At 67.4% G+C, this 7,523-nt stretch carries 7 protein-coding genes; all 7 read left to right on the top strand.

Translation table 11 applies throughout. The annotated features are described in order from the left end of the window. The coding region (locus tag WBV89_RS00305; RefSeq protein WP_423979351.1) for a sulfate/molybdate ABC transporter ATP-binding protein at positions 1 to 704 on the top strand (704 nt) is incomplete at its 5' end. A 61-nt stretch (positions 705 to 765) separates the two neighbouring features. Next, a complete protein-coding gene (locus WBV89_RS00300) occupies positions 766 to 2,136 on the top strand; it encodes a DNA recombination protein RmuC (protein ID WP_423979350.1) in 1,371 nt (456 codons plus the stop codon). A gap of 38 nt (positions 2,137 to 2,174) precedes the next feature. Then, positions 2,175 to 3,554, top strand: coding sequence for an exodeoxyribonuclease VII large subunit (xseA, locus tag WBV89_RS00295; protein ID WP_423979349.1), 1,380 nt, complete (start codon positions 2,175 to 2,177; stop codon positions 3,552 to 3,554). Then, positions 3,551 to 3,778: an exodeoxyribonuclease VII small subunit gene (gene xseB, locus WBV89_RS00290; protein WP_423979348.1), complete on the top strand. Its 228-nt coding sequence runs from the start codon at positions 3,551 to 3,553 to the stop codon at positions 3,776 to 3,778. The genes xseA and xseB overlap by 4 nt, the downstream gene beginning before the upstream one ends. 52 nt (positions 3,779 to 3,830) lie before the next feature. Then, complete coding sequence (locus WBV89_RS00285) at positions 3,831 to 4,892, top strand: polyprenyl synthetase family protein (protein WP_423979347.1); 1,062 nt, start codon at positions 3,831 to 3,833, stop codon at positions 4,890 to 4,892. Positions 4,893 to 4,901: 9 nt separating this feature from the next. Then, positions 4,902 to 6,386, top strand: a complete 1,485-nt coding sequence (gene crtI / locus WBV89_RS00280; protein WP_423979346.1) for a phytoene desaturase family protein — start codon at positions 4,902 to 4,904, stop codon at positions 6,384 to 6,386. Positions 6,387 to 6,441: 55 nt separating this feature from the next. Next, a complete protein-coding gene (locus WBV89_RS00275) occupies positions 6,442 to 7,365 on the top strand; it encodes a phytoene/squalene synthase family protein (RefSeq protein WP_423979345.1) in 924 nt (307 codons plus the stop codon). The last annotated feature ends 158 nt before the right edge of the window (positions 7,366 to 7,523 follow it).

Genomic DNA, 7,523 nt, shown 5'->3' with positions numbered 1-7,523 from the left:
GGATCGAACTGCTCGGGCTCGGTGCGCTCGCCGCACGGCGCCCGAGCGAACTGTCGGGCGGCGAGGCGCAGCGGGTCGCGATCGCTCGAACACTGGCGGCGAGCCCCGATGTCCTCCTCCTCGACGAACCGCTCGCCGCCCTCGACGTGACCACACGCTCCGAGATCCGGCGTGTGCTGCGTGAACAGCTCAACTCGTTCGAGGGACCGCGGCTGCTGGTCACCCACGACCCGTCCGATGCCTTCCTCCTCGCCGACCATCTGTTCGTGCTCGAGCGTGGCCGCATCAGCCAGTTCGGCACTCCCGATGCGATCCGCCGATCACCGGCGACGCCCTACGTGGCAGCGCTCACCGGCACCAACCTCTACGTCGGACGAGCGGAGGACGGGGTCGTCGGGCTCGCCGAGCACAAACACGCGTTCACGATCACCGACCACGCGCTCACCGGCACCGTGGTGCTGACGGTGCACCCGACTGCGGTCTCGCTGCACCCCGAGCGCCCGCGCGGGAGCCAACGCAACAGCTGGGAGGCGAGCGTCGACATCGTCGAACCGCTCGGCGACACGGTGCGCGTCACCCTCGCGGGCCCGGTGCCGATCGCGGTCGATGTCACACCGGAGGCCGTCGCTGCGCTGGGCCTTCGTCCGGGAAACTCGATCTGGGCGGCGGTCAAAGCCACCGAGATCACCGCCACGCCCGCCTGATCCCGACCTGATTCGGCAGGGTCCGCGAACACTGAAGCACCCCCACGTCATGATGGGCCCCATGTTGATCCTCGTGATGATCGTCGCCGTCGCGCTGGCCATGGCCGCCGCGGCCGGCGCTTTCGTGTTCGCCACCGCGCAGGCCGAGCGCGCGGCCGGTGAGGCCGATGCCGAGCGTTCCCTCCAGCAGGCCTCCACCAACGAGTCGGTACAGGCCGCGGTCGAAGCCGCGGTCAACCGTGCGGTGGCCGAAGCCCGCCAGCAGGCCACCGCCGAGCGGGATGCGGCGGTGCAGGCTGCGCTCCAGCAGGCCGCCGTCCTCCAGCGCGAGCAGTTCCAGGCATCGATGGAGACCCAGACCGCGCAGCTCGCCTCGACGACCACGCAGCTCCGCGAGTACCTCGACTCGACCAGTGACCAGCTCAAGGAGAACACGTCGGCCGATCTCGGTGCGAAGAAGGACCTCATCGATGCCCGCCTCGACCAGGTGCACGCCGAGATGCGCGGCGAACTCGTCAAGGTCACCGAGATGCTCGCGACCCTCGGCCAGACCAGCGCACAGCGGTTCGGGGAGGTCGACTCCTCGCTCAAGGCACACATGGAGATCGCGAACACGCTGTCCGAGTCGACGCAAGCACTGCGTTCGGCCCTCGCCAACCCGCAGGCTCGTGGCCAGTGGGGCGAGCGGATGGCCGAGGACGTGCTGCGGCTGGCCGGCTTCATCGAGAACGTCAACTACGTCAAGCAGACCCAGATCGAGGGCGCGACGGGTCGGCCCGACTTCACATTCAGCATGCCCAAGGGCCAGGCGCTGTTCATGGACGTCAAGTTCCCGATGGCTGCCTACCTCCGCTATCTCGAGGCGGGCACCGAAGCCGAACGCGAGGCCCACCTCAAGCAGTTCCTCACCGATGTGCGCGCCCGGGTGAAGGAACTCGCAAAACGCGAGTACGCCACGACCGGAACCGGCTCGGCGGTCGACAACGTGCTGTTGTTCATCCCGAACGAGCAGCTCACCGGCTTCATCCACGAGCACGACCCGGGGCTGCTCGAGGACGCGATGAGCCAGCAGGTCGTGATGTGCTCGCCGCTCACTCTGTTCGCCTTCCTCGGCGTCATCCGCCAGGCCCAGGACAACTTCCAGATCGAGCAGACCAGCTCCGAGATCCTGCAGCTGATCGGCAAGTTCGGGACGCAGTGGACGAAGTACGCCGACCAGGTCGAGAAGGTGAAGAAGCGCTTCGAAGGCGTCGAGCGCGAGTTCGAAACGCTGTCGGGAACGCGCCGGCGGGCGCTGGAGCGACCGCTCCGTGAGCTCGAGTCGATCCGACAGCAACGCAATCTTCCCGTCGACGGCGAGCTGTTCGCGCTCGACTCCGACGGTGACGACGAGACCCCGCCGAGCGGCAACGTCCGCCAGCTCGGGGCCTGAGCGACGGTCCGGCCGAATCTCATGGCAGGCTGAACGAGATGTCGCAGCCGGCCTTCGAGTTCGACGATGATCCGGTCGACGAGCCGGGCGACCTCACCTTCACCGTCGGCGAACTCGCCGACGCGATCGATGACCAGCTGCGTCGCGGGTTCCGCGACGGCGTCTGGGTCCGCGGAGAGATCAACGGGTTCAAACGTGGCGGACCGCACATCTACTTCTCGCTCGTCGAGAAGGACCGTGGGGCCGAGGCGAAGATCGAGGTGAAGCTGTTCGCCCCGGCGATCGCCCGCCTCACCCCCAAGCTCCGATCGAACCGTCTCGACCTCCGCGACGGCATGAAGGTCCGAATCCACGGGCACCTCGACTTCTACAAGCCCCGCGGAACGCTCGGCCTCAAGATGGTCGACATCGACCCGCGCTACACGCTCGGCGAGATCGCCCAGTCCCGCGAGGAGGTGTTGAGCCGGCTCGTGTCCAGCGGGATGGTCGGGCTCAACAAACAGCACCGGCTGTCACCGGTCCCGTTGCGGATCGGCGTGGCGGCGAGCGTCGAGTCGGCCGGCTTCGCCGACTTCCAGAGTGAGATGTCCCGCAGCGGCTTCGCGTTCGACCTCGTGGTCGCCGACACCCGTGTGCAGGGTGACGGTGCCGACCGCATGATCTCCGGAGCGATCGGAACACTCGCTCGGGGCGCCCGCAAGGGAGTGCTCGACGCCGTCGTGGTGATCCGCGGCGGTGGCGCCAAGAACGAACTCGCCGTGTTCGACAGCGAGCGGATCGCCCACACGATCGCCATGGTCCCGTGTCCCGTGCTCACGGGGATCGGCCACGAGACCGACCGGACGATCGCCGACGAGGTCGCACACACGGCACTCAAGACACCCACGGCGTGCGCCGGCGAGCTCATCGAACACGTCGCGCGCTACGTGGCCGACACCGAAACAGCATTCGAGGCCATCGCTCGTCGCGCACTCGCCACGACCACCGAGGCCGACCGCCGACTGAACGACCTGACGCGCCGAATCGCGGGCCGAACCGGCGCCGCCATCGAACGGGCCGACGAACGGCTCACGATGCGCCGGAGCCGGCTGGCGACGACTGCACCCGCCGCGCTCGCCCGGGCGACGGCTCATCTCGATGCGGCGGGTGAACGAGTGCACGATCGCGCGACGCTCACCCTCGAGCGAGAGTCGAATCGCCTCGAGGTGTTCGAAGCGCGCACCGCATCTCTCGACCCGGCCGTCCAACTGGCGCGGGGATGGACGATCACCCGCAACGCCGACGGCGGCATCGTCCGCTCGACCGACGACGTCGCGCCCGGCGACGTGCTGTCCACCGACCTCGTCGATGGCGCGATCACCAGCGTGGTCGACACCGTCCGCCAGATCTCCGACTCCGAAAGCGATCCCGACGCATGACCGAATCCACCGTCCCCGGCTACGCCGACGCCCTCCGTGAACTCGACGGCATCCTGCGCGAACTCGAAGGCTCCGACGTCGACGTCGACCGCCTCGCCGAGCGGGTCGCACGCGCATCGGAGCTGATCACGCTCTGCCGCGACAAGATCAGCACTGCGGATCTGCAGATCCGCCAGGTCACCGCTGATCTCGACGCCGCGGCGGATCTCGACGACGATTCCTGAACCGCGGAGCACAACAAGACCGCGGAGAGGGCGGTCGGTAGCCTTCGGAACCATGTCTGCCCGCGCCCCCGAGTCCCTCCTCGAGCTGGCATCCCGAGTCGATCGACGACTCGACGAGTTCCTCGCGGCCGAACGCGACCGATGGTCGTCGTTCGACTCCGAGCTGGCCCATCCGATCGACGAGATCCGCCGTCTCGTGCTGTCGGGCGGGAAGCGATTGCGTCCTGCCTTTTGCCACTGGGGCTACGTCGGCGCCGGTGGCGGGACCGACGATCAGATCGACATCGACGCCGGGGCCGCGTTCGAACTGATGCACGCGTTCGCCCTGTTCCACGACGACGTGATGGACGATGCCGACTCCCGACGCAATCAGCCCACGACCCACGTCGTCTCCGAGGCCCAGCACGCCGAGCACGATTGGGCGGGCGAGTCGCGCCGGTTCGGTGAAGGGGTCGCGATCCTGGTCGGCGACCTGGCGTTCGTCTACGCCGACCAACTGCTCGGGCCGATCACACCCGAGGCCAGCCGGATCTGGAACGAGCTGCGCATCGAGCTGAACATCGGTCAGTATCTCGACATCCTCGGCGGGGTCAGCCGGACCCGTGACGTCACCCGCGCCGAGCGAATCTGCAGATACAAGTCCGGCAAGTACACGATCGAGCGGCCGCTCCACCTCGGCGCGGTACTGGCCGCGCCCGAGCGTGCCGACGAACTGCTCGCTCCGCTCAGCGAGTACGGACTTCCCCTTGGCGACGCGTTCCAGATGCGCGACGACGTCATGGGCGCGTTCGGTGACGAAGCGACGACCGGCAAGCCCGTCGGCGGAGACCTCATCGAGGGCAAGCCCACCCCGCTGCTCGCCCGCGCCACTCGGCGCGCAACGCCGGCTCAGATCGATGTCCTCGAACTCGTGGGCAACCCCGACATGACGAGCGACGCCGTCGCCCGCGTGCAGCAGGTGATCGTCGAGACGGGAGCGCTCGACGAACTCGAGGAGCACATCTCGGCGCTCACGCAGGCCGCGATCACGTCGCTCGACGTGGCCCCGATCGCGGACACGGCGAAGGCCGAGCTCATCTCGCTCGCAGAGTACGTGAGCCAACGCAATGCCTGATCGGCGCTGATGAACGTCGTCGTCGTCGGAGCCGGTCTCGGTGGCCTGTCCGCGGCTGCGCACCTGAGTCGAGCGGGTCACGACGTGACGATCGTCGAACGATCCGACATCCCGGGTGGCCGCGCCGGTGTGGTCCGATCGCACGGATTCACACTCGACAACGGCCCGACCGTGCTGACGATGCCCGACCTCCTCGAGGAGGCATTCGCGGCGGCCGGCGCGAACATGGCCGATCACGTCACGATCAAGCCGGTCGACCCGATGTACCGGGCGTGCTATCCCGACGGGTCGACGCTGTTCGTCCGCCACGGACGCGAGGCGATGACCGAGGAGATCCGACGGTTCGCGAACGATCGCGAGGCAGCCGCATTCGGTCGCTTCTCCGACTGGCTGGCGCAGCTCTACACGGCCGAGATGCGGTCGTTCATCGACACCAACCTCGATTCACCGCTCGATCTGATCAAGCCGTGGCGTGACGGCTTGTCGCTGCTCAAGCTCGGCGGCTTCGGCAAGCTCGACAAGCGTGTGGCATCGTTCTTCGACGACCCACGGCTCCAGCAGATCTTCAGTTTCCAGTCGATGTACGCCGGGCTCGCACCCTATGAGGCGCTCGCGATCTACGCCGTCATCACCTACATGGACTCGGTGCAGGGCGTCTTCGTCCCCGAGGGGGGAATGCACCAGATGGCAGCCGGACTCGCCGACGCCGTGCAGAGCGCAGGAGTGACGATCCGATACTCCTGCCCGGTCACCGAGATCGTCCGCCATCCGAACGGCTCGGTCCGCGGCGTACGGCTGGGCTCCGGCGAGGGGTCCGAGCTGGTCGAGGCCGATGCGGTCGTGTGCAATCCGGATCTTCCCGTGGCCTACCGCGAACTGCTCGGTGACGACGTACCGGCACCCCGGAAGGCGCGATCCGGCAAGTACTCGCCGTCGTGCCTGCTGTGGGTCGCCGGGGTGCAGGGCAAGCCCCCAGCGGACGCGGCCCACCACAACATCCACTTCGGTGACGATTGGGACGGCTCGTTCAAGGCGCTCATCGACGACGGAGTCCGCATGCCTGATCCGTCGATCCTCGTCACGCTGCACAGTCTCGACGATGCGAGCCTGGCGCCCGATGGCTGCAGCAGCCTGTACGTCCTCGAACCGACCCCCAATCTGAGCGGCCGGATCGATTGGTCGCGCGAACGCGACCGCATCATGGGTTCGCTGCGTCGCAGGGTCGACGAGCTCGGATACCCGACCGACGTCGTCGTCGAAGAGATCTACGACCCCCAGGACTGGCAACGACTCGGCATGGAGCAGGGCACCCCGTTCGCGCTCGCTCACACGTTCTTCCAGACCGGGCCGTTCCGGCCGAACAACGTCGACAAGCGGGTCCCGGGGCTCGTCTTCACCGGTTCGTCGACCCTGCCCGGCGTCGGGGTCCCGATGGTGCTGATCTCCGGAAAGCTGGCAGCCCAGCGCGTCGACGAGTTCGCGACGAACCGATGACGCCGGTCACTCGACCCGCCGTCCCCACCGATCGGGGAGATCTACGATGACCGCAATGGGTGTCCACCTGCCCTTTCGACGCCGACCACCGGTGCCGACGACCCGGCTCCTGCCGACGGGACCGGTCACTCTCGACGAGAGCTACGCGCTGTGCAAGGACTTCAACAAGCGCCACGGCACCACCTACTACTGGTCGACCAAGCTCCTTCCCCAGATCAAGCGCCATCACGTGCACGCCCTCTACGCGTTCGCCAGGTACGCCGACGACATCGTCGACGAGATCCCGTCGCAAGGCGGACGGGCCGTCCCGACCGCGGCGCGCGCAGAGGCGCTGGCGACGTTCGGTGACCGCTTCTTCGTCGACCTCGATGCGGGAGGATCCGACGATCCCGTGCTCAAAGCGGTCGTTCACACCGTGCGCGCCTTCGACATCGACCCCGGGACGTTCCGTCGCTTCCTCCGTTCGATGACGATGGACCTCACGGTCGAGTCGTATCGGTCGTGGGACGAGCTTCTCGTGTACATGGACGGGTCGGCCGCCGTGATCGGCGAGATGATGCTGCCGATCCTCGAACCGACGGACCTCGCTGCTGCACTCCCCCACGCCCGCGATCTCGGGAACGCATTCCAACTCACCAACTTCCTGCGCGACATCGATGAGGACCTCGATCGGGGACGGCAGTACATCCCGCTCGAGGACTCCGTCCGCTTCGACGTCGACCTCACGCAACGGAAGGTGTCACCCGAGTTCGTCGAGATGATGCGATTCGAGATCGAGCGATGTCGGGAGTTGTACCGCTCGGCCGAGATCGGAATCTCGATGATGCCCCCGCGATCGGCGAAGTGTGTTCGCGCGGCACACACCCTGTACAGCCGCATCCTCGACGAGATCGAACACCAGGACTACGACGTGTTCGAGTCCCGCGCGTCGGTCTCGACGTTCGCGAAGGCCCGCCTCGTCACATCACTGCTCCGATGACGAGGGCAGCCACGCGTGTCTCCGATCGTGCTGATCGTGTCGCTGCTGTCACGGGCGCGATCACCGTTGCGGGGATGATCGCGACTCCGCTCCTCCCCCAGGGCGGTCGCGGGCGTCGGATCCTGTCGTCGATCGTCGTCACCGGAATGTGGGCCACC

Source organism: Ilumatobacter sp., assembly GCF_049588435.1.
Classification (GTDB): Bacteria; Actinomycetota; Acidimicrobiia; order Acidimicrobiales; family Ilumatobacteraceae; genus Ilumatobacter_A.
This window is presented reverse-complemented; position numbering and strand designations above follow the sequence as displayed.